This is a genomic window from Oscillochloris sp. ZM17-4, from assembly GCF_019599295.1.
In the GTDB taxonomy this organism is placed as follows: Bacteria; Chloroflexota; Chloroflexia; order Chloroflexales; family Chloroflexaceae; genus Oscillochloris.
Genome location: NZ_JAIEWN010000019.1, coordinates 44,664 through 68,595 on the forward strand (window position 1 = coordinate 44,664; position 23,932 = coordinate 68,595).

A 23,932-nucleotide genomic window follows, 5' to 3' on the forward strand; every position below is an offset into this window, starting at 1 on the left:
ATACCCGCCATCAGCGGCGTGTGCGGCTGCGCTCAGGTGTGGGCCGGGAATGCCTGCTACAATGCCTGCGTGTGCGGCGTCGCCGCCCGACGGTCTCGATGATTTAAACGAAGTTTTTACTATTTAGTTATCCCCCGACAACAAACTCGATGCTACGCCCTATAGTGCATGCGGGCGCGGCGGATGTTACATGTGAGGAACATGTCGTGCCAATGAACCAGAGCCCCAGCGGCCGCCGGGGCGCCTACACCGGCGAGACCATGGCGGTAGGCCGGCGCCAGCCGGGCCGCCGGCCCGGCACGATCTGGCGGCGGGTTAAGCTCGGCCTTGCCCTGGCCCTGGCGGCCGCCCTGGTCGGCGCGGCCCTGCTCTACTGGCAGGTACACCGGCTGGCGGCGGCGATCACGGTGCCCGAGGTGCGGCCGAACCCGACTCTGGCCACGCCGCTGGTGGGGGCGAACCTGCTGCTGATCGGCGTGGACGCCCGGCCAGACCACCCCGAGGAGGGTGTGCGCAGCGACACGCTCATCCTGGCCCGCCTCGATGCGGCCGGGCGCTGGGTGAGCCTGCTCTCCATCCCGCGCGACACCCAGGTCGAGCTGCCTGATGTGGGCACCACCAAGATCAATGTGGCCTACGGCCAGGGCTTCGCCCGCGCCGCGGAGCTCTACGGGCCGGACACCAGCCCCGAGCAGGGCGGCATGGCCCTCGCCGCCCAGACCGTCGAGCGGTTCCTCGACCTGCGCCGCCACGGCATGCGGGTGGACTATACGGCCCAGGTGAATTTCGATGGCTTCGCCGGGGTGATCGATGCCCTGGGCGGGGTCACGGTGGATGTGCCGACGCTGATCGTGGACGATGAGTACCCGACGCCGGACTTCGGCACGATGCGGGTGGAGTTCCAGCCCGGCCCGCAGCGCATGGACGGCGCGCGCGCCCTGATCTACGCGCGCACCCGCCACGCCGACAGCGACTTCGGGCGGGCCGAGCGTCAGCAGCAGGTGCTGCGGGCCATCCTGCACGAGTTCCAGAGCAAGGGCGGGCCGGCCCAGGTGGCCGCCGTCCCCGCGCTGCTCGCCTCGGTGGCCGGCGAGGGCGGGGCCACGCCGCCGGTGCTGACGACCATGCCGATCGACCGGCTCGATGTGCTGCTCGGGCTGATGAGCCTGGCCGGCGGGCTCGACCCGGACTCGATCGGCCAGCTGCGGATCAGCCCTGATGTGGTCGGCCTGACAGAGAATGGCTCGAACCTGATCTGGAACGCCGAGGATATCCAGGCGCTGCTGGACACCTTCGCGGCGCCGCCGAGCGAGGGCCGCGAGGGGGCGACGGTGCAGGTGCTGAATGGCACGGGCACGCCCGGCCTGGCCCGCACGGTGAGCCTGGAGCTTGAGGGCGCGGGCTTCCGCATCCTGGTGCCCGACAACGCGCCCGAGGGCAGCTACCCGCGCACGACGGTCTACGACACCACCGGGAAGCCGGCCACCAGCCGACGCCTGGCGAAGACGCTGCATGCGTCCACCGTGCGCGGCGCGGCGCCGGGGGTGCTCAGCCAGGCTGATATTGTGGTGATCCTGGGGGGATATCCTTCTTCGTCAGGCCGCAGATCGCCGAAGCCGCCGCCGACCGTCATCGGCACCACCGTGACCTTGCTCTTCGGCAGGCCGAGGATGCGCGCCACCTCGTCGCGCACGCCGAACTGGCCCTGGGTGGCGGTGTAGATCGTCAGCGCGCGCTTGGCCGGGTCCACGTCCACAGCGCAGGCGTGGGGCTCCAGGTAGCCCTGGTGGATGATCGGGGTGCGGTAGCTGCGGGTGATCACCACGTCGGCGCTGGACAGGGCGGCGTCCACATCGCCGCGGGCGAAGCGCTTATGCTCGTGGATGTTCGAGGGCGTGTGCTCGCCCGAGTCATCCGCGCCACGGTCGCCGGCGGCGTGGGCGGCCGTCAGGTCGGCCCCGTCCTTGGGGGCACCGTTGGGCCAGATCACCTGCGCGTCGGGGGCCAGGGCCTGCTCAAAGCTGGCGACCACCGGCAGCGGGTCGTAGTCCACCATCACGGCGGCGGCACCGTCGGCGGCGGCGGACTCGCTCTCGGCGAGCACCAGAGCCACCGGCTCGCCGCGGTAGCGCACCATCTCCTCGGCCAGAGTCGTGCCCTGGCGCGAGCCGGCCAGCCGCCCCTTTGTGGGCAGGTCGGCGGCGGTGAGCACCGCCGCCACGCCAGGGATGGCGCTGGCCTCAGCCGTGTCAATCGCCAGGATCTTCGCGTGGGCGTAGGGGCTGAGCACCACGCGGGCGTAGAGCATATTCGGCATCACCACATCGCCGGAGTAGCGGGAGCGGCCGGTGATCTTCTCCAGGCCGTCGATGATCTTGCGGCCCTTGCCCAGGTGCGTGTACTCGCTCGTCGTCGCCTTCATAGGACTCCTCTGTGCCAGTGCAGATCGCAGATCGCAGATTGGGATGGCGAGGGGAAGCCTACGGCCATACACAATCAGCTATCTACAAGGGTCGTGTGTTGAAAGATTGGGGGCAGACCTAACTGTACCACAACTAGGCGGGAGTAGGGGAAGATCCCGCGTACGACCAAAGGCTGATCTCGGGGCAGCGGACGGGCGAAGAATCGGGAACTATCAGCCCAGCCACTGCGTTATAGTGGCAGATAGCACACACAGACGCCCACCCCGGAGGAAGCCGATGCAAGCCATGAAGATCCTCGCCGCCGCCATGCTCGCCGCCATGCTCCTGGCCGCATGCGGCGGCGCGCAGTCCGCCAGCGCACCGATGCCGTCTGAGCCTGAGATGGCTATGGCCACCGCCGCGCCCATAGCCGCCGGCGCCCCCGCCGCCCTAGAGTCCTACGACAGCGCCGCCGGCGGCGCGGCCCAGAGCGCGCCCGCCAGCCAGGCCGCCGCCCAGCGCATGGTGATCAAGACCGCCAGCATCTCGCTGCAGGTCGCGAAGGTGCCCGACGCCGAGGCCAGCATCCGCGCCCGCGCCGAGCAGCTCGGCGGCTACGTGGTCAGCGTGCAGACCAACGGCAGCGGCGACCGCCAGACCTCCACGATCACCTTCCGCGTGCCCTCGGACAGCTTCGGCGCGGCCCTGGCCGACCTGGAGGGGCTGGCCAGCAAGGTGCTCTCGCGCAGCGTCGGCGGCGACGACGTGACCGCCGAGTTTGTGGATCTGGACTCGCGCTTGCGCAACCTGGAGGCCACCCGCACCCGCCTGCTCGACCTGCTCGCCAAGGCGACGAAGGTCGAGGACGCCCTGCAGGTGAATAACGCCCTCACCGATATCCAGGGCCAGATCGAGCAGATCCAGGGCCGCATGAAGTACCTCAAGGACAGCGCGGCCATGGCCACGATCACCGCCGACCTCCAGCCGGTGCCGCCGCAGCCCTCGATCATCCCCGAGAGCGGCTGGCAGCCGCTGCGCGTGGCCCGCCAGGCCCTCGGCGACCTGCTGGAGTTTGGCCAGGGCCTGGCCGAGCTGGGCATCGTCCTGCTGATCTGGTCGCCGGTGTGGCTGCCGCTGCTGCTGCTGGGCCGCTGGGGCTGGCGCCGGGCGACCCGCGGCCGGCGCAAGGCACCTGCGGCGTAGCCGAATGTTGAATGTTGAATGTTGAATGCTGAATGCTCAGGCATTCAGCATTCAACATTCAACATTACAGCCGCGTCGTCTGGGTGATGTAGCGGAAGAAGATGATCACATTGCCCAGCCGGATGCGCGTCCGGTCGCGCAGGGCGACTGTGCTGTTAGGGGCCATCGGTGCATCGTTGAGGAAGGTGCCGTTGGTGCTGCCGAGGTCGGTGACCGTCCACTGGCCCTCGGCGAGGCGGATGATCGCGTGCTGGCGGCTCACGCCCTGGGCGCTGCCGCCCACCGGGTGCAGGTCGATGTCGGGGGCGGCGCCGGCCGCCGCGTCGTACCAGCCGACCATGTAGGTTCCCTTGCCCGGGTCGAGCGGGATGCGCAGGTTGTTCGGCAGCACCACCTCGCAGGGGGCCAGGGCGGCCGGGGGCGCGGCCGGGCGAGTCATCTCCTCGTACTCCTGCTCAAACTGGCGCAGCTCGGCCCGGTTGCGCTCCAGCAGCACGATCAGACGCTCCTGCTCCTCCTCAAGGGTGGCGATATCCTTGCGCCGGCGCTCGATGTCGCCGATCCGGGAGAGGATCTTGTCGTTCTTAGCGATCACCCCGCGCAGCCGCTGGAGGTCGCCCTCGCGCACCGACAGGTCGGCGCGGGCCTTGGTGATGCCGTCCTCGGTGATCCGGCGCAGGCTCTCGTTCATCCCATTCAGGGCGCGCTCGTTGCTGCTCACCCAGTCGCGCAGCTGCTTGACGTCCTTCTCCAGGGCGGCGAGCTGCTTGCGCGTGTCCTGGTTCTCCTTCTCAAATGCGGCGCGGTCAAGCATGGGTCGCTCCTTCGTATCTAATGCTGAATGTTGAATGGCGCGGATCCTGGCCTCGAATATGCCGTATGAGACGATCATTTGATGGCACCCGGTTGCAGCCGACGGCTTGCTGCATTCAGCATTCAACATTCAGCATTCAACATTATCTTCGCAGCGCGCTCGACGAGATATCGGCGCGGAAGAGCGCCTCGGGGATGGGCGCGGCGAGGTCGGCGTAGCCCGGCGGGACCGTCAGGTCGGCGAGGGTCTGGAAGTGGCCGCCGACCAGTCGGCCGGCCACCAGGAGGCGGCAGCCGGCGGCGCGGATCTGGTCGAGGGCGGCGCGCAGGCCCGGCTCGCCGCCGTAGTAGCGCGGGTCGAGCAGGCGCACGGCGGTGTCGTAGCCGAGCACGAAGGCGCGGCCAGGGTAGAGGGCGGCCTTCTGCGCGAAGAGCGGCGCGGCCGAGAGGATGAGCACCGCCCGACCGGCGAACTGCGCGGCCCGGCGCGCGACCTCCTCGGCGGGGATGGCGCCCTTATCGGCGTTGCGCACGGCCAGCTCGAAGGCCGCCGGCTGGCCGCAGATCTGGGCGGCGGCGGCGGCCATGCCCAGGTGCCCCGCGTGCAGCGGGTTGAAGGCCCCGGAGAGGATCGGCCCGGCCGGGGGCGCATCGGCCAGCTGCGCGCCATCGGGGGCGATAGTGATGGTGCCGACCTTGCCGACGAGCAGATCGGCGAAGCGTGGGATGTCCATGGCTCGCATTATAGCGGGATTTGGGCGGTGGGAGTCGGAAGGCGGGCGCAGACATGCCCACCTTTCCCACACAGGCACAGGCTAAGATATACTTCAGCCGACATACATATACCCAGGAGTAACCGTAGTATGCGCCAACGAGGCCCCGGCAGTCTCCCAGCTCAGCCCCCACCCCACGCCCGCCCGAGACTGACCTACCCCGCGCTGATCAGCGCGGCGCTGATTGTCGGGGCTATGTTGCGCCTGATCGCAAATGACGCCCCCTTTGTGAGCAGCGACCACGCCGAGCTGGCTGCGATTGTCACCTTCTTCTACCCGCGCGGCCCCGGCTCGTTCATCGATCAGCCGCCCGTCATCTGGCAGATGCTGACAAGCGTCCACGGTATCTTGCCGCCCGCCCTCGGCATGGCCAGCATGACTCTCGTCGGGCTGGCGGGCATCACGATCACCGAGTGGTGGTGGAACCTGCCCTTTGTTCTGGCGGGCCTCGCGACGATTCTGCTGGGCGCCCGCTTCGCGGAGGAGCTGGCGGGGCGCCGGGCGGGGGCCATCGCGGCCGTGCTGCTTGCCGTGCTGCCGATCCACGCGGTCACGACGCGGGCCTCGGGGCTGGGCCACATCACCCTGATGGGCCTCTGCCAGCTGGTGACGCTGCGCGCCTTTGTGCGCTACTACGAGCAGCCGACCCCGGCCCATGCGCGCCGTGCCAGCCTGGCCCTCTGTGTGGCCCTGCTGGTCGAGCTCTTCTTCCCGGTGCTGCTGGCGCTGCTCTTCGCCGTCGGCATGCTCTGCGGGCCGGCCGAGTCCTCGCTCCGCGCGCGGCTGGCGGCCACCCGACGCCTCTTCACGTCCCGGGCGGTCCTGCTGGCCCCGCTGCTGCTCATCTGCGCCAATGGGCTGATGATGGTCGCCTACGCGGCGGGATACCTGCCCCAGGGCGGCACCTTCTCGCGGCTATTCCAGGGCTCCGACCGGCAGCCGGGGCTCTTTCTCGGCGCATTCTGGGCCAATGGCAGCGTTATGGCCGGCTCGGTTGGATTCGCCCTGCTGGTCGTACTCGGCGCGCTCGGGCTCCCGGCGCTGCTGCGCCTTGATCGCCGGGCCGTCCCGCTGCTCTGGGCCTGCGCCTACCTGCTGCCCTTTATGATCTTCACGCGCGCCAACTTCGTGGGCTACCTGCTGATGGGCGGCGTGGGGCTGGTCATCAACGCCGCGATCATGCTGGGCGCGCTGTGGGGCCGCGGCCGCGCCCCGAGGCTGCTGGTCGGGCTGCTTATGCCGGCCCTCGCGGCGGCCATGGCGCTCCAGTCGATCGCCATCATCTTCGGGGTCGGCCCCCTGGCCGGCGGCAGCATCGCCCAAGGCGGAGTGTCCGCCGACCAGGGGCTAAAGGCGGCTGCCTGGTGGGTCCGAAGCTCGACATCCACCCAAGACCTGATCTTCGCAGATAGCCGGTTTGAGCCGTATCAGCTCTGGTACTACCTGCGTCGGCCGATGATCGCCCTGACCGACGCCGAGCGGCCCGAGGATGCCTATGTGGCCCTGGCCAAAAGCCCCGCGCGCCCCAAGCTCTACCTGCTGCCGCCCGAGCGCGCCGACATGCTCCTCGCATACGCCGAGGGAGACCCGCAGATCCTGCTGACCATCACCGATCACGAGCGGCCGGTGCTTATGATCTACGGGTACGGCAGGGATGGCCCGCCCGCGCGTATCGAGGTCGCTGAGGGGAATCAACGCTTCGACCGCGACCTCGGCGGCTTCCGCGCGATGTTCTCGCTCCACGGCGCGCAGTAGGCGCACCACCTTGCTCAGATATGTCTGCCCAGCCGTGGCAGGCGGGCGCGCAAGCGCACGAGCAGCTGATGGATCTGCGGCACATCAATACCGCGCCGCAGCAGCATGATCAGCATCGGCAGGTAGAAGCATACCGTCGTAATCAGCTCGCCATGGAGCTCATTGGGGAACCACACTCTGTACCCCACCCAGCCGAAGAAGGGGGAGCCGAGCGAGACGTTGGCGTAGGGGTCACGGCCGCTCAGCAAATCCTCCGCAGCGTGCAGGATCCAGGTGAAATCACCCGCGCCACCCTCAACGCTCAGACGATAGCCCCAGCAGATCAGGCCTGAGGCAACGCCAAAGATAAGGGCCAGCCTAAGCCGTGTGGTTCTGGGAAGTGGTGTGTTCAACAATGATAACTCTACATGAAGGCGGACGATCACTCATGATAATTTGGCCCCCGCGCTGCGACGTCAGTCGCGAGCTGAGACACCTACGCTCATAGTTTAACCCAAGGCTTATTCGCGCTAACAAAGGCCGCCCGCCCGCCGTCGCGGGCGGTTCTGGCGTCGGCGCAGGCCGACGCCCGGCGCGCAGCGCCCCGGCGACGCGGCTTCAGCCGCCCGCCATCGCCACCGTTGCACGAAGATTCGTGACACCCGTAGCCCATCGTTGCCTTGACAAGGGGATGGGCATCGGGTACGATACTGGCGGATCCCATAAGTAGCAATGTCATAACTTGTCGTAGACATCCCTAACGGATTGGCTCTGCGAAACGTTGCGCAGACCCGCCGCCAGAATGTCTGGTTGCCGGCGATGAGGCCTGCGCGCCACCCGTCCTGCTGTCTCAGCGCCCCGCAGGTTCCCCCGGCACCCCACAAGCGCCCCATCGCCCTGGCCGCGGCCCTAAACGTCACCGAAACGTGCGCGTATACGCCCTCTCGCCGTCTGCCCTGGCGCACACTGGGCATTCGGCACTGACCTAAAGGAGCACAGCGTGAGAATCGCTGGCAACTACACCTTCGAGGCCACCCGCGAGGAGGTCTGGTCGGCAATTAACGACCCCGAGATCCTGGCGCGAACCATCCCCGGATGCCAGCGGCTCGATGAGGTTGGCGAGAACGAGTATGAGACCACGCTGAAGATCGGCCTTCAGGCGGTGCGCGGCGTGTACAACGGCCGCGTCAAGATCGACAATATCATCACCCCTGAGTCCTACGAGATCCATGTGGACGGCAAGGGCAGCAACGGATTCCTGAAGGGGAGCGGCGGGATCAAGCTACGTGTCGAGGGCGACACGACGATCCTCGACCTGGCCGAGGTGGCGGGCGCGCCGCTCTATGTGGTCCACGTAACCAACGCGGCCGCCATGGACGCCATCCGCCAGTCGCGCGAGCGCGGCTACGCCGGCCAGATCTTCGGCGAGACCTGCACGCAGTACTTCTTCTTCACCAAGGAGGACCTGGCCCGCGAGGGCTTCGAGGGCGCGAAGTGGGTCTGCTCGCCGCCCTTCCGCGAGGCGAGCGACCACCCGGCGCTCTGGGGGGCGGTGGCCTCCAACGCGCTGCAGGTGATCTCGACCGACCACTGCCCCTTCTGGTTCGCGGGCGGCGTGGACGGGCGGCCGGCCGGCAAGGAGCTGGGCCGCGAGAGCTTCGCCAAGATCCCCAACGGCTGCCCGGGCATCGAGGAGCGCATGATGGTGCTCTACACCCACGGCGTGCGCGCCGGCCGGATCTCGCTGAACCGCTGGGTGGAGCTGACCAGCACCAACCCGGCGAAGCTCTTCGGCTGCTACCCGCAGAAGGGTCTGGTCGCCCCCGGCGCCGACGCCGACCTGGTGATCTGGGACCCCGAGGCCAAGCACACAATCCGCGCGGCGACCAACCACCAGGCCACCGACTACTCGCTCTACGAGGGCTGGGAGGTGACGGGCGCGCCGCGCACGGTGCTCTCGCGCGGGCGGGTGCTGGTGGACGCGGGCGCGTGGAGGGGCGAGGCCGGCGCCGGCCAGTTCGTCCACCGCCGCCAGTTCGGCCTCTAGCGGGCCACACGCCCCGGAACGAATCATACGCCTGGTTGAAGTTGCCAGCTTCGCTGGCAACTTCAACCAGGCGTATGATTCGCTAGGGCCACGTCATTGTTGCTCAGCGTCACCGCCGGGGGGGGCTGAAGTCCCATGTGCGTTCGGTGAACGGTTTTCGTGTGGAGCACAACAGGTGCCTGATGCATTGGCGTAGGGCCGAAGCATGCGCACCGGATGAATCTGCGTGTCGCCCCATGCATGGGGTGCGCATGCTTCGGCCCTACAATGCCCCGGCGGGCCGACACGGGCGGAGGGCGGTCAATCCGGCTTCGGTTCACCGAACGCACATGGGCTGAAGTCCCCGGCTAAATGATCTGCCGAAGGCCGCCTGCGCGGCCTCAGGCAGGCCGCGCAGGCGGCCTTCGCTGAAGAATCAGCCCGCGACTTCAGTCACCGGGCGGTTGGGCGAGGGAACAATGACGTGGCACTAATGACTCGCGGGCTCCGCGGCCAGCTCGCCGAGCTTCAGCGTCGTCCGCCAGTTGCGCGCGGTCACCGGCGAGCCGGCCAGCCGGTCGAAGAGCGCCGGCGCGAGCTTCGAGCGGGCCACGCCCTCGGCGTAGTGGACCCAGAGCGCGCCGGCGGCCAGCGCGATGCGCTCGCCGCTGACGGCGCGCTCCTGGAGCCGCTCGGCGGCGTCATCCTTTGGCGGGGCCTTGGAGAGGGCCAGCATGACCAGGTTCGGCTCGCGCGCCGAGGCCTCGGGGAAGGGGTTGGCGCCGATGTAGCCCGGCCAGCTGGCGGCGGCCCGCACGATCACCGGGATCGTCAGGCCGAACCTGCCGGTGATCGCGCGCTCAAGGGCGGCCTCCAGATCGGCCGGCGCGGCGTCGGCCCGGAAGATCAGGTTGCCGCTCTGGATGTAGCTCTGCGCATCGCCCCAGCCGATCTCGGCGCACAGGGCGCGCAGCTCGGCCATGGGGATCCGGTTGCGGCCGCTGACGTTGATCCCGCGCAGCAGCGCGATCTGGGTTGCGCTTGTGTGTGTCATCACTCGCCCAGCCTCCAGCGCTGGTGTGCCGTCTGGTCGCCCGCGTAGACCGTCGACGCAGCGCGCTCGACGTCGAGCTCGAACAGAATGTAGCGATCAGCCGGGGCATAGCTGGACAGCCCCGCGGCCAGCGCCCGCGCCGCCGGGTCGGCGATCAGCCGCGCCCGCCCGGCGACGTGAAACTCGCCGCCGCCGCCGCCGCTGTCGCCCACCGCGCAGTGCAGGGCGTAGCGCGCGTCCCGCCGCAGGTCGTGCCCCTTCGGCGAGGTCGGCTCCATAAACACAAACAGCCGCCCCTGGCCGATGATCGGCGTGACCGGGTGGACCCGCGGCGATCCGTCGCCGCGCGTGGTCGCCAGGTAGGCGACCATGCCGTTGAGGCGCTCCGCGCCAAAGGCGGCCAGCTCGGGCCGCTGCCGCTCCATATCTCCCCAGCTCATTGTGGGCCTCCCCGCTCCGCTCTGCTTCTCCCGGCTGCCGCCTTGGCCCGGCTGATGCTCTCGGCAGCATGGAAGCGGACGATCGCCCGCAGCAGCCCTTCTCTGGCCGCGCCCGCCTGCCCACTCGCCGCCGGAGAGCGACTTGAGCAGCAGGACCTGCTCGACAGACAGAGGCGCGGCACCCGCTTCACGGGTGCCGCGCCCTGCCCAATGTCAGGAACTAGTATAACGATTGTCAGGAACTAGTATAGTGATCATTGTAGAGCTTCCCAATGCCAAGAAACGGCGATGTAAGGCATTATCAGGAAATCTCACGGTTTTCGATAATTGCCACAAAAGCGACAAGATCAGCGCCTTTGGGTCGGCTCTTAAAAAAGCCTGAGGAGCGCATAATCGCAAAGTGACACTTTGTGTTTTTGGCCGTCGGGCGAGCCAGTAGCAGAGCAACACTGGCAAGTTCCGGCAGAAATCCAAATTCATCCATCAGAAACCGCTTACACTTCCTCTAAAAGCAGGACTAATCGCATCACAATGCAGTAGTTCCCTCTTATACCGGCGATGCTTCCACTGCCCTCTGGCGCGCTGATACCACTGCAACTCAGACAGCGCGCCAGCTGCTGCGCAGGCTGATCACTTCCACTGCCCTCTGGCGCGCTGATACCACTGCAACATTAGCGCCTGCCAGAACTGCGGCGCCGACCTGTATGCTTCCACTGCCCTCTGGCGCGCTGATACCACTGCAACTCGGCCACGCTGGCAAGTTCCATTGCTCGCCGGTGGCTTCCACTGCCCTCTGGCGCGCTGATACCACTGCAACAGGCATCGCATTAAACCGCTACCTTGCCCATTTTGTCTTCCACTGCCCTCTGGCGCGCTGATACCACTGCAACTCGCCTTCGTCGCCAGCTGCACCAGCGACGTGGGCACTTCCACTGCCCTCTGGCGCGCTGATACCACTGCAACGCGACACAGCTGGTTTAGTCCAGAGCGTCCAGCGACCTTCCACTGCCCTCTGGCGCGCTGATACCACTGCAACCCCGGATCTACATGGCATTAGGAAGCCATGCAATACGGAGTTTCCTGGCAATTTTTTCGCAACTCGTTTTTTGCTCAAAAACAGGCCCGAGTTGCGAAAACGGTCTCAGCGAGCACGCCGCGCAGCCGACGGAAGCGCGTTGGGCATCTTTTCGGCTCCAGGATCGATGGTCGATGCTGGGGCGCGCACCTCCGGAAGTAGAGATGGCCTGCCCGAAGGTAGGCCACTCCATCATAGCTGGTTGGGGTAGGTCATGCAACTATTACCGCCGACCAACGACTTAGACTTCCTCGCGCACTCTTTGGGAGTGCCTGGCCGACGACCAGGGGCTCGCGGTACACACATAGAGACGAGATACTCGTGGCTATGTGTGCTGTGCGGAAGCGCACAGGTTCCAGAATGTTCTATTCATCTGCCTCGGCCTCTTCCTGCTGCTCGGCGCGCCGCTTGAGCCTTCGCAGCGTCTCCTGCGCCACTACGATTGCGGTATTGTGGCGGGCTGGCCGTGCTGGGGCGAAGCAACTGGGACAGCGGAAGGAATAGTGCGTTGATTTGTCTCGCCATTGGGGGCTCCAGGTAAACTGGCATGATAGGCAGGAGATCTCATCGTCTTCCGAGCCTACTGGACAAACCTGCGTACACTGCGGGCAGGTCGCCCGATACTCCTTACTCACCCCGCTCACGCCTTTCGGTAGCCGCACGCCGCATACGCCACAGTCGCGTGAAGGCGATACATTACGAACGAGTAAGGGCGCAGGTATACCAGTGTGGCGCGCTTTGTAATCAAGGAGGGCCACGACAAGCTTGGATGGCCGCTGAAAGATCTCGCGGTTGCGCTCGCGAGACAGATCACTCTTGGCTTTCCGGTATCCTGTGTCCTCCAGGCCGAGGAATGCTCCCTCAGCCTGGCGAATGATCGCATTCGCCACTTCGTGCGCGTAGTTCTTGCTCTTCCGGGCACCGAGCGTCGGGTCGACGTGAGCCGGTGTCAGGATGTCACCGACTTGCTCCGTGTCATCCGGCCCGCGCAGCGGTTTGCCGTCAAACCCGATGATCGCGTAGCTATACCCGTCGCGGTGTTCGTGTATCCCGATCACACTGGTCGCGGGATCGCGGCGTTGTGTCACTGGCGGCTTTGCGGTGATCTGCACAAAAAACTCAGCCTTCCCATCGGCCTTTGGACGGGTCACAATCTTCGCGGTTGTGAACATCGGATCAATGGCAAGGCTTGCTCTAAGCGCTTCAGTGTCACTCTGGCCAGCTGCACGAGCAGCTTCAAACAGCTCCTCTTGAGCTTGCCGTTGGTACGCAATCAGTGCCTTCAGCATCGGGGCGCGCTTGCGTAGAAAGCGGCTACGCACTGATGCCTCACCCCATTCCAGGGGATACAGCTCAATCGCTACACGCTCGGACATCTGGATGGTGTGCAAGGGGAGGTTGGCGTAGTGAAGCTTCCCCCATCGCTCTGCGTTTTGCGGTAGCGCTTTTCGCTGAGCAATCTCTTCGTTAGTGAGTGGGTCGTCTATTCCTCTGAGTTTGGCAATGAACACGTATTCGCCGGTCTCTTCGTCGAACAGCAGCGCACAATCGCGGAAGTTTGTCGCTTTACCTGCTGCGGACGGCTTGGTGGTTCCAACGAAGGGGATCGGCTGCAACTTTGGCGTGCGGAGGCGGCCGCTTGTTCGCTCCAGATGCTCCCTGGCGCGGGCCTCCAGGCGCTCGTCGGCGTACTTCTCGGCATCGACCAATCGGTCAGGGTTGGGGCGAAACCACTTGAGGCTGGATTGATAGTCAGCCAGTGCCTGGATTGGATATCCACCCTCCGGGTCGACCAATGCGATCGAAGGAAAATTCATCGGCTTGCCGTAGAGGAATATCTCAAACGCATCTTGCAGGGTTTCGAGATCCTCTGAGGCCGCAATCGTCTCAGCCAGCGTTTCTTGTAGCCCTGAAAGCTCGAGCTTTTGATCAAGCACTGCGCCGGTGTTGATCCGTTCCAGGAGCTCGTCTCGCAGCTCCGCTAATTCATTCGCCTGGAGCAACCCAAGGAGTGTTGGCTCAGACGTACTAATCGGGGCTATCACTCGCTGGATAAGTCGGCGCGCCTGCAGTGCTCGCTTGTGGCGATCGTCAGTTTTGTAGGGGTGGGCCACGAAGAGCGCGTCATCAGTCAGATCAGGCTCTTTCGCAAGCAGCTGATTGACATACTTCAGGGTTTGCTCAAGATCTGCTTTCGGAAGCATATGGCTGATCAGCCAGCGCGCCTCCCGGCGTCCGATCTCGTCGAGCGGTGTGCCTTTGTGTCGGCCAAAGGGAATAATGGTCGTAGCAGCCTGCTCATAAAGCTCGGCCTGGCGACGCCAGCCGGCATAGAAGTCATCAATCGTCAGGCCCTCAAGGACTTCGGCCGGCTTCTTCCGCTTCTTCTTAGCAGGCTCAACCGCCTCTCGTCTCTCAATGAATGAGGCAATATTCTGTACCCAGTTGATCATCATCGTGGCGGCAGCACGGCACGCGCCATCAGGAATACGCGATGCAAAGCGGTAATCGTCCAACAGGTGGCCCACAAACTCGCTATTGATACGTGTGCCAATGGCATTCGAGCGCTTTGTGTTACTGCCACCCACACTCAGTACGAGCGCAATCGCCCCATCAGATCGCGGGTGGAGGTAGTCCTCTTTGTAGTGCTCAAGAATACGCGATTTAAGGTTGGTCACAAAGCTCGCCGTCCGGATCATCCGCGTGCTCTTGAGCGCGCTCGGCTTGCGGATTTTCAGCTCGAAGGTGAGGATGACGGGTCTCCACCGCATCGTAAAGCGGCGGCGCAGCTCTTTCTCGACACTGTGTGCTGGGGGAAGTTCACGCTTCTCGGCTTTTGACACCTGCTGATCACTCATCGCTCCGGACTCCTACGTTGGCTCAATCGGCTTTGGGCGAATAAACACGACACGATCAGTGCTGAGCACGCGAAGATCACGGCGTGGGCTGATGACAACCGGGCGCCAGATCACCGCCTCCGGGCTTGCTCCAACGGGCACACGCAGGGTCAGGCGGCCGCTGGAGTGGATCGCCGAAACGACACCAGCTACCGGGATGCCTGCACGGGCCGCCGAGCAGAGCATTCCTGGGCGTATCAGGAGCGAGGCATCGGGTTTCCCAGGCGCCTGGTTATCGCCGGCGAGGATGGCCTGGACTCTCACCTGACCACTTCCGCGGTTAAGCCGTAGGCTCTGGTTGACGCGCACCAGCCGCTTGATAGCTCGTCCGACTCGAACCAAATCCGCCCGCGAGGATGTGCTGAGCCGATAGTTCCGCGAGCTGAAGCGCTGCTTGCGCGGGCGCGGCACCGGGTAGGCGATGATCGGCTCTGGGAATGGCGTATTGTCCGCGGTTTTCGACAGGACGCTGCTCATCACGTCCTGTGCAAGCCGGTTGCCCTCGGCGCCCCCCGGCCTGATCGCAATCAGGTTCAGCTCGCGCAGGTGGCCTCGCAGGGCGCGCAGCGTGCCATCGACGTAGGGGCGCAGTCGTCCTCGGCGCTGGCTGCGCAGGCTGTGGTGAAGCAGTAGCTGCATCCCGGCCTCCTCGGGCGTCTGGGCCCCCTTGCGCTGGTTGCAGGCTCGGCAGGCCAGGGCCAGGTTCTCCCAGGCCTCGGTTCCGCCGCGGCTGGTGGGCAAGAGGTGTTCGACCTCGATTGAGCCCGTTGTGGTGCCGCAGAAGGCGCAGACAGGCACCGGCCTGCCCAGGCTGTCGCAGTACCCGTAGGCCAGGATGAGCCGCTCGCGGCGCTCCGCCGGCGTCGGCGGCTGGTGATCGTGGTACGCGATACCTGGGCTATCGAGCAGAAGCAACTGGCTGATTGGGAGGAGTCGCTGGAGCGCGCCAAGTGTGCGCTGGATGGCCTGGGCTCGCCAGATGAGAACTGGGGTGATACCCAGCTGGCTTCCTGTAGCGCCCCCTCGCCGTGACCTTGGTCTCATCAGCGCCGAGCCCCAGGCTGAGCGGGCCATACTGGGCCGTCGCAGCTTGAAGGGCCGGCCGTGGCGAGATAGGACGTGGTAGCGCTGACGCGCCCGGCGTCGCCGGCGATGGCCGGCCCGCCGGCGCAGGCGTCGCGGTAGGTCGGTGCGCAGGTCGATGATCAGATGGTGGAGCGGCTGGAGTTCCTGCTGACCCTCTGCGACCAGGAAGAGCTCGGCGGTGCGCAGGTGAAGCTTCAAAGCGACGACAATAGGCCGCAGGGTTGGCTGCTCAACATGGCGCGAGAGCTGGATGACGGTAAACGCCGAATGGGCAAGGCGCTGGGCCTTGCCCTCACGCAAAAGCTTGCGTGCATAGGCGGCTGACATCGGCATCAATGGCGTGCCCCCGGCGTCTACGACGAATACCGGGCCAGACATGGGCGCTCCTTGGGCTGCAAGGGCGGTCTGGCCTCGGAAAGAGGCATGCTCTCCGCAAAGGAGGTACGAGCTGTGCGTTGAGGGGGAAGAGAGATGCTACAATGAGCAACGCGAACCGAGGCAAGGGAATCCTTCCATCCACGGACTGGGGAGTCGGATAAATGGAAGGCTCCCGCCTCGGGCACGGTTTATAACCAGCACAAACATTATAAGGCGCGTATGTTCATGCTGTCAAGCGACTCCCCATGTGGGAGTCTATGGGCCAGATCTTTGGTCAAAAACTACGCTACCTGCGCACGCGCAGCCAGTTGACTCAGGTAGAGTTGGCTCAGCAGCTGCAGCTTGCTTCCCACGCCCACGTCAGTAATTTGGAGGCGGGTCGCTTCGAGCCCTCGCTTGAGATGATTGTGGCTGTCGCTGAGATCTTCGCAGTCAGGGTCGAATACCTCATTCTGGATCGGCTGCCTGCCGATGCTGCCGAAGAGCACCAACGTGAAGGCAGCGCATCAGCACGTAGCGCACACTACTTTGGCCCGCGCCTCGCGCAGCTCCGCATTGAGGCAGGCAACACCCAGGCCCAGCTAGCTGACCAACTTCTCGCTGCGCAGGCTCATATCAGCTTTCTGGAGAGCGGCAAGAAGCTACCCTCTGTCGATCTCCTGTTGCGCGTCGCCGATCTCTTTGGCGTGCCTGTTGATGCCCTGCTCAGCCCCAAGTAAAAGGCGGGCAGACAAAAGGCCCCAAAAGGGGCCGGCTCTCCTGGCGGAGGTATGAGTCGCGTCTAGGACATGATTACGCGCCGCACGTGCGAAGCGCTGTCAGCCACCGTTGCCGGTGGTTTTTCCTTGACCCAGTGCTGAGGCCGAGTGTCCTTGCAGCTTCGCTTGGCCGGTTCACGGCTGACGCCGACACCGCGCCTGGCTTTCTTGAGCGTCTGCGCAATCGGAGCGCACGGGCGCGGTGCGCTGGTCCGGGTGGCCTGGCGGCGGTCTGCCGTCCGATGTGCGAGGCCCGCTCCCAGTCGAGGATCTCGCTGTGGTCGCCCGCGGGCAGCGCCTCCTCGCGCACCAGCGCGCGGCCGATCTGGGTCTGCCCGGCGAAGACGGCGCGGGCGAAGTCCTCGCGCTCGAAGAAGTACTCGTCGAAGAGCTGGGCCAGCTCCTCAGTCGGGTAGCCCCCTCGGGCGCGCATGTAGGTGAACTCGAAGAAGCCGATCACCACCGGGGCAAGGGCCACGTAGCGCCGGCCCTCGTGCTCGATGTCGAAGAGCAGGCCGCGCTCGGCCATGCCGGGGATCATCTCGGCGAGGCGCTCCTCGGCCATGCCGGCGCGCTTCGCCAGCTTGCCCAGCGCGATGAAGGTGGTCGGGATGCGCCGGGCCAGGTCGGCCTCGGCCGGCGAGAAGAGCAGCCTCAGGATGCGGATCAGGGTCGGCGAGTCCGGCGCGCCGGTGACGTTGCGGTCGAGGCGCTGCTGGAGCAGGCGGTAGGCCTGGGGCGGGGCGATGGTCTGGTCCACGGCGACCTCCATTCGGGCGATCCGGCCTATCGCCCGAAGTAGACGACAAGCAGCGTGATCGCGAAGAACCCGATCGACACGCTGAAGAGCTGGTACCAGCGGCGGTAGACCTGGGTCGAGCACGGGTAGCTGATCGGGCGGATCCTGAGGAAGATGAAGGCCATCGTGGCGATGAACTGGGCGATGAAGAGGCTGATCTTGATCAGCACCCAGCTTGTCCAGCCGATGTAGAGCTGCGCCAGGATGCTCCCCGACACCAGCAGCCCCACAAATACGACATCGACCAGCTTCACCTCCCGGCGGATGTATGACCGTATGATCTCGGCGTCGGCCGCCGTGGCGTCAGCCGCCGTCAGCCGGGATTCGAGGGTCCGCACCACGAGCAGCGACGCGACGATCGCCCCGAACCACAGGGCAAAGCAGACGACATGGATGAGGAGCAGGGCGTGGTACATCGGTGTGTCTCAGATGGAAGCAGAATTACTGGGAGGCCGCCGGGGGCAGCGGGGCGGCTGAGATCGGCCACGCGATCATACGCCTGCCAGTCACCAGTCTACCCGCAGCCGCCACGCCATCGCGGGCATATCCGGCGACTCACGGCGAAGACATCGCAACCAATGCATCTGTGGCTGCGAACATGATCAGCCGCTCAGCCGGCGTCGGCCGCAGGGCCGGCCAGGCCAAGCAGCGCGCGCAGCCCCTCGTCCTCGGCGCACTCGTCCTCGAAGGGGTTGCTGTGCTGCCAGCCGGCCCGCCCGCTGGCCCGCAGGCGCTCCAGGCGGCGGATCATGATCTCGCAGTAGACCGGGTCGATGTCGGCGGTGCGGCAGCGGCGGCCCAGCCGCTCGGCGGCCACCAGGGTGCTGCCGGAGTGGCCGAAGAGGTCGAGCACCACATCGTCGCCGGCCGAGCTGGCGCGCATGATCCGCTCGCAGCTCAGCAGCGGCTTCTGGGCGTAGCAGCCGCTGACGTTCTCCTCAAGGCGGTAGAAGACCTGCTGGACATCGACCCAGACGTTGCCGGCGCGGATGTTCGCCGACCCGCCGCGCTCGCTGTTCTCGGTGGTCTGCCCGCCGACCTGCTTGTAGTAGCCGCGCAGGATCTTGGGGATGTCGGTGTACTCGGCCTCGACGTGGAAGGCCGGCTCGCCGAGCACATAGTAGAGCAGCTCCTGGCGCACGGCCATCCAGTTGTGCTGGGTGCCGTAGCCGCGCTGGTTGCGCATGGTGATGAGGCTGCGCGGGCGGAAGGGCGTGCCCCGCATCATGATCATAACGTCGGGCAGCGGCTGGAAGCCCGCCGTCTGGTCGGCGCCCAGCCAGATATAGAGCGCGCTGTCGGGGCGCAGCGCGGCGCGGGTGGCCGCGACCCAGCGCGCGCACCAGGCGACGTAGGCGTCGAGGGCGCGCTGCTCGAAGGCCACCAGGTTGTAGGGCGGGTCGTGGATGGCGAGGGCGGCCAGATCGCCGCCCATCAGCGCGGCCACCTGGCCGGCGTCGGCGGCGTCGAGGCAGCCGACCCGGTGCCGACCCTGCGGGTCGTCCCAGATCTCGCCCGCGCCGATGCGGCAGTAGCGCAGCAGGTGCTGGCGCAGCTCGGGGCTTCTGTCGAGGCGCGGCAGGGGCAGCTTCTTCACCGGGGCTTCCAGAGCGGGGCGGTGACGGCCAGGGTGAGCGAGCCGAGGAGCAGCAGCCCGAGCCCCCACAGCGCCGGGTAGGTGATGGTTGCGGAGATCAGCAGGCCGCCGCCCAGCCCGATCAGGATGACTCCGATCAGGTAGCCGTACATGCCCAGCGGGGGGCGCGTGGGGGCAGCTGGCATGGGCTGTCGCCGCTCGTGTTGTGACATAGGTTTGCCCTCCATAGCTATGCGCAACGCTATCTCGTAACACAGCTACGATAGCACAAAAGGCGGCGGCGCGTAGCAGGGCGCATACGGTATAATGGTCGGGACAGTCGTGCGAACACCCCCGCCCGCGCTTGGCTCGCTCCATCCGGCACCTCCGCTCTCCCAGCCATGCCCGACCTCAGCGCGCTATCGACGATGACGTCCGATGTCACACACCTGGAGGCCCCCAGATGGCGAAGCACACGAAGGCCCACCCGCAGCGGCGGCCCTCCGCCACAGATAGCGCGCGCGCATCGCTTCCCCCGGCCCGCCCGTTTGCCCCGCCATCCCCGGCCCAGGAAACGCGCCCGGCCGCCCGCGAGCCGAGCGAGCTAGCCGGGCAGAGCGACGGCGCGGCGCAGGCCGGCCACAGCTTCAGCCAGATCGCCCCGAGCTGGGGCGGGCGACCTGCATCTCAGGGGGCGGGCCTGCCCGAGCAGCTGAGGGGAGGGGTCGAGGCGCTCTCCGGCGTGTCGATGGGCGATGTGAGCGTTCGCTATAACTCGTCTGCGCCGGCGCGGCTGCACGCCCTGGCCTACGCCCAGGGCACCCAGATCCAGGTCGGGCCGGGCCAGGAGCGGCACCTGGCCCACGAGGCCTGGCACGTGGCGCAGCAGAAGCAGGGGCGCGTGCGCTCGGCTGCGCGCGTCGGGTCGCTCAGGGTCAACGCCGACCCGGCGCTGGAGCGCGAGGCGCAGGTGATGGGGCAGCGGGCGGCGCGGGGCGCGCCCGGCCCCGCCGCCGCCGGCGCGCCACCTGCCCGCGCGGCCGGGCCGGGGCGCGCGGCCGGCGACCTGCCGGTGCAGCCCATGTTTGGCGACTGGGTCTCCACGCTGGGCTACCCGCTCCTCGGCGCGCTGGCCGCCGGCGGCGCCGCGTACCTGGGCGACTTTAGCGCCCTGCCGACCCTCGCCATCGGCGCGGTGGGCGCGGCGGCGACTGCGCTCGCGACGCGGGGCGGCGGGCAGGCGCAGACGCCGCCGCAAGCGACGCCGCAAGCGCAAGACCCCTCGGGCCAGACGGGCCAGGCCCAGGCCCAGAGCCCGGACGCCCGGCCCGACGCTGATGACGCGAAGCTCTATGGCCCAGCCAGCGAGCAGCTGCGCCAGCGCCAGAAGCGCGGGAACGCGAACGTTAGCGCGGAGCTGGGCTATCTCGATCAGGTGAAGGGCAACCTGGCCGATCTCCAGACAAAAGTGTCCACGCTTGAGAACGCGACCTCGCTCTACGAGCCGATCTCAGCATTTCTGTTGAAGCGGAGCATCCTGCTCACGTCGCAGGGGAATGACACATCCGCGGATGCGATCAAGGCGGTGATCGAGAATGGGCGCGGCGCGTGCAATTCCTACTATAGCGGTCTACCAAAGGTGCGGAAGGCATACGACGCCCAGCTGCAGGGACTCCAGGACGAGGAGATCCTGACCAAGAGACAGCTGTCAAGGTACGGCCAGGGCTCGGATGCGAGCAAGGCGAAGCTGGCCAAGGGGTATCAGGCCATCCTCGACAAGCTTGATCAGCAGGAGGATGCGATCCAGCAGGCATACAACTTTTTCTCAGGGAGCGATTTTGCCGAGTGCCTCGCGGATATCAACACGATCGCGCGCGCGCGGCTGCGGGTGAAGGCCGAGCAGACGCCCGACCGGCCGAGCAAGGCCAAGGGCAAGGGCGCGCAGGAGCCCGAGGAGGAGCCCGAGGAGAAGGCGATCGCCCTGCCCCAGAAGCTCGCCGACGACACCAGCGGCCTGACGATCAAGATCATGAACAAGGATGCGGACTCGGACGATGTGCTGACCGGCGCGGAGGCGAACAAGGTCAAGGAGTTTATCTCCCTCGACGGCACAAAGGTCAACCACCGGCTCAGAGACACGATGAATGATCACTTTGGTAAGTTCGAGCACGTGAATCACTCGACGATCCGGATCTCGCAGCGCCGGCGGCTGGAGTTCGACTACGAGGTAAAAAAGGGGGAGATCCAGATTCGGATCGTGAAGATTGGCGACCCCACGTACGCGCATTGATCATGCGGGCCGCCTGCGCAGCCCTCGGGTTGACAGCACCCCCTCCGGCGCGCATGATCTCCTCGATCCGGCCGTCGTCGTCCGGACGCTATGTTGAGAGAGGGGTCTCCGTATGAGCGACCGCCCCACCGCCCGCGTCAGCCTGGACACCGAGCGCACCGTCGGGCCGATCTCGCCCCTGGTGTTCGGCGGCTTCGCCGAGCACATGGGCCGCTGCATCTACCAGGGCATCTACGAGCCGGGCTCGCCGCAGGCCGACGCGCGCGGCATCCGCCGCGACGTGCTGGCCGCCCTGCGCGAGCTGAACCCGCGCACGCTGCGCTACCCCGGCGGCAACTTCCTCAGCGGCTACCGCTGGCTCGACGGGGTCGGCCCGCGCGCGCAGCGCCCGCGCCGCCGCGAGCTGGCATGGAAGTCGATCGAGACCAACCAGTTCGGCACCGACGAGTTCATCGACTACTGCCGCGAGCTGGGCAGCGCGCCGATGCTCGGGGTCAACCTGGGCACCGGCGACATCGCCGGCGCGGCGGCCCTGGTCGAGTACTGCAACGCCCCCCAGGGCAGCGCCTACGCCGACATGCGCGCCGCCAACGGCCACCCCCAGCCCCACGACGTGCGCTACTGGTGCCTCGGCAACGAGATGGACGGCCCCTGGCAGATCGGCCACCTCGACGCCCAGCGCTACGCCGAGAAGGCCCGCGAGGCCGCCAAGATGATGCGCTGGCACGACCCCGAGCTCAAGCTCATCCTCTGCGGCTCCTCGGGCACCACGATGCCCAGCTACCCCGAGTGGGACCGGGTGGCCCTGGAGCACTGCTGGGACGTGGCCGACTACCTCTCGCTGCACTACTACGCCAGCAACGCCGACGACGACACGCCGAGCTTCCTGGCCATGTCGGCCCAGTTCGAGTCGCACATCGACACCCTGGCCGGGCTGCTGCGCTATGTGAAGGCTAAGCACCGCTCGGCCCACGATGTCTACCTATCCTGGGATGAGTGGAACGTCTGGTACAAAGATCGCCAGATGGACGGGGGCTGGCAGGAGGCCCCGCACCTGATCGAGGAGGTCTACAACCTGGAGGACGCCCTGGTGGTGGCCCAGTGGATGAGCGTCTTCCTGCGCCGCTGCGACGTGCTGAAGATCGCCTGCCTGGCCCAGGTGGTGAACGTGATCGCGCCGATCCTGACCACCAGCGCCGGGCTGCTCAAGCAGTCGATCTTCTACCCCTTCGCCCTGTTCAGCGCCCACGCCGCCGGCAGCTCGCTGCTGCCACACGTTGTCGCGCCGCAGTACGAGACGAAGCGCTACGGGCCGATGCCACTGCTGGACGTATCGGCCAGCCACGACGAGGCCATCGGGCAGGGCGCGGTCTTCCTGGTGAACCGCAGCCAGACCGAGGCCCTGGAGACGGAGGTTCGCTGGCAGGGCGCGGCGCCGGCCCAGGTCACCGGGATCACCCAGCTCAGCGGGGCCGACCCGAAGGCGGCCAACAGCTTCGCGCGGCCCGATGTGGTCGCGCCGCGCGAACTGGCGGGCGGGCCAGTGCAGGCCGGCAGCTTCACCCTGAGCCTGCCGCCGCTCTCCTTCACCGTGCTGCGCACCAGATAGGGCAGATTGCAGATTGCAGATTGCAGATTGCAGATTGGCACAATCTGCAATCTGCAATCTGCAATCTACAATTGCTCAAGCGTATCCGCCCGCCAGCGGGCCATCTCGGCCAGCTGGCGGTAGGACTCGCGCAGATCCTGGGGGCCGCGCTCGCCGGAGACAAACGGCGCAAGCGAGTCGGCCAGCTCGCGCAGGGCGGCCGGGTCGTCGGCGTGATCCTTGTAGCGGGCCATCGCGCCATAGAAGGGGCCGTGGGCCGGGTTGCATGTGCGCAGGTCGTAGTCGCGGCCGAGGGCCTGGGCGTGCAGGCGTCCCATCTCACCCTCGCGGGCCGTGTCGGGGGCGGCGGGCCGGGGGATGGGCGCGGCGCAGGCCCCGCCGCTGGCCAGCGGGCAGAGGCCGCCGACCCCCGAGACGAGCATGCCCAGGCCGATGATCTGGACGATCAGCTGGGGCCAGCCGGCCAGCCCGTTCGTCGCGGCGACCAGGATGGCCAGGCCGAGGGCGCCGCGGGCCGCGCGGGGCAGCGGGTCGTTGAGGCGCTGGAGTATAGTGGACATCTTATGCCCCGGCTGCCACGGGCAGCTGGCCGAGCACGCGCCGCAGCCGCGTGCCGACCTCAGCCGCGATCGCGGAGAGGTCATCGCGCTGCACCACCGCGAACATGGCCTCGGGATCGATCGCCGAGATCACCGTCTGCCCGGCGTCGTCCACATAGACGACGACGTTGCAGGGCAGCAGCAGGCCGATCTCTGGCTCGGCGCTGAGCGCCTGGTGGGCCAGGGGCGGGTTGCATGCGCCCAGGATGGTGTAGGGCGTGCGCTCGACGCTCAGCTTCTGGCGCATCGTCGCCTGGACATCGATCGTCGTCAGCACGCCGAAGCCCTCGGACTTGAGGGCCAGCGTGACGGCCTCCACCGCCTCGGCGTAGCCGAGCGGGGTGACCAGCGTGTATCCATATGCGTGACGGGTGAACTGCTCGGTAGTCTCCACAGAAACCTCCCTTATAGCTGGTACTC

The 23,932-nt window shown here is 66.8% G+C and carries 21 protein-coding genes, 2 pseudogenes and 1 CRISPR repeat array; of the genes and pseudogenes, 7 read left to right on the plus strand and 16 right to left on the minus strand.

The window, feature by feature from the left end; genetic code table 11:
• The first annotated feature begins 212 nt into the window (after window positions 1-212).
• Window positions 213-1,721, plus strand: coding sequence for an LCP family protein (locus tag K2Z83_RS15015; protein WP_220596049.1), 1,509 nt, complete (start codon window positions 213-215; stop codon window positions 1,719-1,721).
• On the opposite strand, the pseudogene K2Z83_RS29095 reads toward K2Z83_RS15015, so the two are convergent.
• Window positions 1,670-2,422: pseudogene (locus tag K2Z83_RS29095) on the minus strand (xanthine dehydrogenase family protein molybdopterin-binding subunit); the annotation flags it as partial. The gene K2Z83_RS15015 and the pseudogene K2Z83_RS29095 sit on opposite strands and share 52 nt — an antisense overlap.
• Before the next feature lie 277 nt (window positions 2,423-2,699).
• Here K2Z83_RS29095 and K2Z83_RS15020 point away from each other — a divergent pair.
• Window positions 2,700-3,605, plus strand: a complete 906-nt coding sequence (locus K2Z83_RS15020) for a DUF4349 domain-containing protein (RefSeq protein WP_220596003.1) — start codon at window positions 2,700-2,702, stop codon at window positions 3,603-3,605.
• Window positions 3,606-3,669: 64 nt separating this feature from the next.
• Here the strand turns inward: K2Z83_RS15020 and K2Z83_RS15025 are convergent, their stop codons facing one another.
• Entirely contained in the window at window positions 3,670-4,497 is an 828-nt protein-coding gene (locus K2Z83_RS15025) for an FHA domain-containing protein (protein WP_220596004.1), read from the minus strand.
• A 64-nt stretch (window positions 4,498-4,561) separates the two neighbouring features.
• Entirely contained in the window at window positions 4,562-5,152 is a 591-nt protein-coding gene (locus K2Z83_RS15030) for a hypothetical protein (protein ID WP_220596005.1), read from the minus strand.
• Window positions 5,153-5,281: 129 nt separating this feature from the next.
• On the opposite strand from K2Z83_RS15030, the gene K2Z83_RS15035 reads away from it, so the two are divergent.
• Window positions 5,282-6,946 carry a hypothetical protein gene (locus K2Z83_RS15035; protein ID WP_220596006.1) on the plus strand — a complete coding sequence of 555 codons (1,665 nt, stop codon included), beginning with the start codon at window positions 5,282-5,284 and terminating at the stop codon, window positions 6,944-6,946.
• A gap of 14 nt (window positions 6,947-6,960) precedes the next feature.
• On the opposite strand, the gene K2Z83_RS15040 is transcribed toward K2Z83_RS15035, so the two are convergent.
• Window positions 6,961-7,338 carry a hypothetical protein gene (locus K2Z83_RS15040; protein ID WP_220596007.1) on the minus strand — a complete coding sequence of 126 codons (378 nt, stop codon included), beginning with the start codon at window positions 7,336-7,338 and terminating at the stop codon, window positions 6,961-6,963.
• Between the two features lie 587 nt (window positions 7,339-7,925).
• Between K2Z83_RS15040 and K2Z83_RS15045 the strand changes: the two genes are divergently transcribed.
• The gene (locus K2Z83_RS15045; RefSeq protein ID WP_220596008.1) at window positions 7,926-8,972 is read left to right on the plus strand and encodes an SRPBCC domain-containing protein; all 1,047 of its coding nucleotides are present in this window, start codon (window positions 7,926-7,928) and stop codon (window positions 8,970-8,972) included.
• 469 nt (window positions 8,973-9,441) lie between these two features.
• Here the strand turns inward: K2Z83_RS15045 and K2Z83_RS15050 are convergent, their stop codons facing one another.
• The 6 genes and pseudogenes from K2Z83_RS15050 to K2Z83_RS29990 form a co-directional block, all read right to left on the minus strand.
• Complete coding sequence (locus tag K2Z83_RS15050) at window positions 9,442-10,005, minus strand: DUF1697 domain-containing protein (RefSeq protein WP_220596009.1); 564 nt, start codon at window positions 10,003-10,005, stop codon at window positions 9,442-9,444.
• Window positions 10,005-10,445 carry a pyridoxamine 5'-phosphate oxidase family protein gene (locus K2Z83_RS15055; RefSeq protein WP_220596010.1) on the minus strand — a complete coding sequence of 147 codons (441 nt, stop codon included), beginning with the start codon at window positions 10,443-10,445 and terminating at the stop codon, window positions 10,005-10,007. The genes K2Z83_RS15050 and K2Z83_RS15055 overlap by 1 nt, the downstream gene beginning before the upstream one ends.
• Window positions 10,446-10,746: 301 nt before the next feature.
• Window positions 10,747-10,929, minus strand: coding sequence for a hypothetical protein (locus tag K2Z83_RS15060; protein ID WP_220596011.1), 183 nt, complete (start codon window positions 10,927-10,929; stop codon window positions 10,747-10,749).
• A gap of 77 nt (window positions 10,930-11,006) precedes the next feature.
• Window positions 11,007-11,481: a CRISPR direct-repeat array (repeat unit 37 nt; unit sequence CTTCCACTGCCCTCTGGCGCGCTGATACCACTGCAAC).
• A 404-nt stretch (window positions 11,482-11,885) separates the two neighbouring features.
• Window positions 11,886-14,378, minus strand: a complete 2,493-nt coding sequence (locus K2Z83_RS15065) for a hypothetical protein (protein ID WP_220596012.1) — start codon at window positions 14,376-14,378, stop codon at window positions 11,886-11,888.
• A gap of 12 nt (window positions 14,379-14,390) precedes the next feature.
• Window positions 14,391-15,332: an HNH endonuclease gene (locus tag K2Z83_RS15070; protein ID WP_255604014.1), complete on the minus strand. Its 942-nt coding sequence runs from the start codon at window positions 15,330-15,332 to the stop codon at window positions 14,391-14,393.
• Between the two features lie 57 nt (window positions 15,333-15,389).
• Window positions 15,390-15,881 (minus strand): annotated as a pseudogene (locus K2Z83_RS29990) (RRXRR domain-containing protein); the annotation flags it as partial.
• A 257-nt stretch (window positions 15,882-16,138) separates the two neighbouring features.
• On the opposite strand from K2Z83_RS29990, the gene K2Z83_RS15080 reads away from it, so the two are divergent.
• The gene (locus K2Z83_RS15080; RefSeq protein WP_220596013.1) at window positions 16,139-16,600 is read left to right on the plus strand and encodes a helix-turn-helix transcriptional regulator; all 462 of its coding nucleotides are present in this window, start codon (window positions 16,139-16,141) and stop codon (window positions 16,598-16,600) included.
• A gap of 73 nt (window positions 16,601-16,673) precedes the next feature.
• Here the strand turns inward: K2Z83_RS15080 and K2Z83_RS15085 are convergent, their stop codons facing one another.
• From K2Z83_RS15085 to K2Z83_RS15100, 4 genes are all read right to left on the minus strand, one after another.
• The gene (locus K2Z83_RS15085; RefSeq protein WP_220596014.1) at window positions 16,674-17,399 is read right to left on the minus strand and encodes a hypothetical protein; all 726 of its coding nucleotides are present in this window, start codon (window positions 17,397-17,399) and stop codon (window positions 16,674-16,676) included.
• A gap of 26 nt (window positions 17,400-17,425) precedes the next feature.
• Entirely contained in the window at window positions 17,426-17,854 is a 429-nt protein-coding gene (locus K2Z83_RS15090) for a hypothetical protein (RefSeq protein ID WP_220596015.1), read from the minus strand.
• Window positions 17,855-18,048: 194 nt separating this feature from the next.
• Entirely contained in the window at window positions 18,049-19,035 is a 987-nt protein-coding gene (locus tag K2Z83_RS15095; protein WP_220596016.1) for a site-specific DNA-methyltransferase, read from the minus strand.
• Window positions 19,032-19,247: a hypothetical protein gene (locus tag K2Z83_RS15100; protein ID WP_220596017.1), complete on the minus strand. Its 216-nt coding sequence runs from the start codon at window positions 19,245-19,247 to the stop codon at window positions 19,032-19,034. The genes K2Z83_RS15095 and K2Z83_RS15100 overlap by 4 nt, the downstream gene beginning before the upstream one ends.
• Before the next feature lie 230 nt (window positions 19,248-19,477).
• On the opposite strand from K2Z83_RS15100, the gene K2Z83_RS15105 reads away from it, so the two are divergent.
• A complete protein-coding gene (locus K2Z83_RS15105; protein ID WP_220596018.1) occupies window positions 19,478-21,304 on the plus strand; it encodes a DUF4157 domain-containing protein in 1,827 nt (608 codons plus the stop codon).
• Window positions 21,305-21,416: 112 nt separating this feature from the next.
• Window positions 21,417-22,913 carry an alpha-N-arabinofuranosidase gene (locus K2Z83_RS15110; protein ID WP_220596019.1) on the plus strand — a complete coding sequence of 499 codons (1,497 nt, stop codon included), beginning with the start codon at window positions 21,417-21,419 and terminating at the stop codon, window positions 22,911-22,913.
• A 65-nt stretch (window positions 22,914-22,978) separates the two neighbouring features.
• Here the strand turns inward: K2Z83_RS15110 and K2Z83_RS15115 are convergent, their stop codons facing one another.
• Window positions 22,979-23,473, minus strand: a complete 495-nt coding sequence (locus K2Z83_RS15115) for a DUF2892 domain-containing protein (RefSeq protein ID WP_220596020.1) — start codon at window positions 23,471-23,473, stop codon at window positions 22,979-22,981.
• 1 nt (window position 23,474) lies between these two features.
• On the minus strand, window positions 23,475-23,906 hold the full coding sequence (locus tag K2Z83_RS15120) for a DUF302 domain-containing protein (protein ID WP_220596021.1): 432 nt from the start codon (window positions 23,904-23,906) through the stop codon (window positions 23,475-23,477).
• Between the last annotated feature and the right edge of the window lie 26 nt (window positions 23,907-23,932).

Excerpts from the sequence above, each read along its gene's own strand:
- K2Z83_RS15115 (WP_220596020.1), bottom strand. The coding sequence starts at position 23,473 with ATGTCCACTATACTCCAGCGCCTCAACGACCCGCTGCCCCGCGCGGCC.
- K2Z83_RS15105 (WP_220596018.1), top strand. The coding sequence starts at position 19,478 with ATGGCGAAGCACACGAAGGCCCACCCGCAGCGGCGGCCCTCCGCCACA.
- K2Z83_RS15025 (WP_220596004.1), bottom strand. The coding sequence starts at position 4,497 with ATGATCGTCTCATACGGCATATTCGAGGCCAGGATCCGCGCCATTCAA.
- K2Z83_RS15015 (WP_220596049.1), top strand. The coding sequence starts at position 213 with ATGAACCAGAGCCCCAGCGGCCGCCGGGGCGCCTACACCGGCGAGACC.
- K2Z83_RS15035 (WP_220596006.1), top strand. The coding sequence starts at position 5,282 with ATGCGCCAACGAGGCCCCGGCAGTCTCCCAGCTCAGCCCCCACCCCAC.
- K2Z83_RS15055 (WP_220596010.1), bottom strand. The coding sequence starts at position 10,445 with ATGAGCTGGGGAGATATGGAGCGGCAGCGGCCCGAGCTGGCCGCCTTT.
- K2Z83_RS15065 (WP_220596012.1), bottom strand. The coding sequence starts at position 14,378 with ATGAGTGATCAGCAGGTGTCAAAAGCCGAGAAGCGTGAACTTCCCCCA.
- K2Z83_RS15050 (WP_220596009.1), bottom strand. The coding sequence starts at position 10,005 with ATGACACACACAAGCGCAACCCAGATCGCGCTGCTGCGCGGGATCAAC.
- K2Z83_RS15080 (WP_220596013.1), top strand. The coding sequence starts at position 16,139 with ATGGGCCAGATCTTTGGTCAAAAACTACGCTACCTGCGCACGCGCAGC.
- K2Z83_RS15020 (WP_220596003.1), top strand. The coding sequence starts at position 2,700 with ATGCAAGCCATGAAGATCCTCGCCGCCGCCATGCTCGCCGCCATGCTC.
- K2Z83_RS15030 (WP_220596005.1), bottom strand. The coding sequence starts at position 5,152 with ATGGACATCCCACGCTTCGCCGATCTGCTCGTCGGCAAGGTCGGCACC.
- K2Z83_RS15110 (WP_220596019.1), top strand. The coding sequence starts at position 21,417 with ATGAGCGACCGCCCCACCGCCCGCGTCAGCCTGGACACCGAGCGCACC.
- K2Z83_RS15060 (WP_220596011.1), bottom strand. The coding sequence starts at position 10,929 with ATGGATGAATTTGGATTTCTGCCGGAACTTGCCAGTGTTGCTCTGCTA.
- K2Z83_RS15100 (WP_220596017.1), bottom strand. The coding sequence starts at position 19,247 with ATGTCACAACACGAGCGGCGACAGCCCATGCCAGCTGCCCCCACGCGC.
- K2Z83_RS15090 (WP_220596015.1), bottom strand. The coding sequence starts at position 17,854 with ATGTACCACGCCCTGCTCCTCATCCATGTCGTCTGCTTTGCCCTGTGG.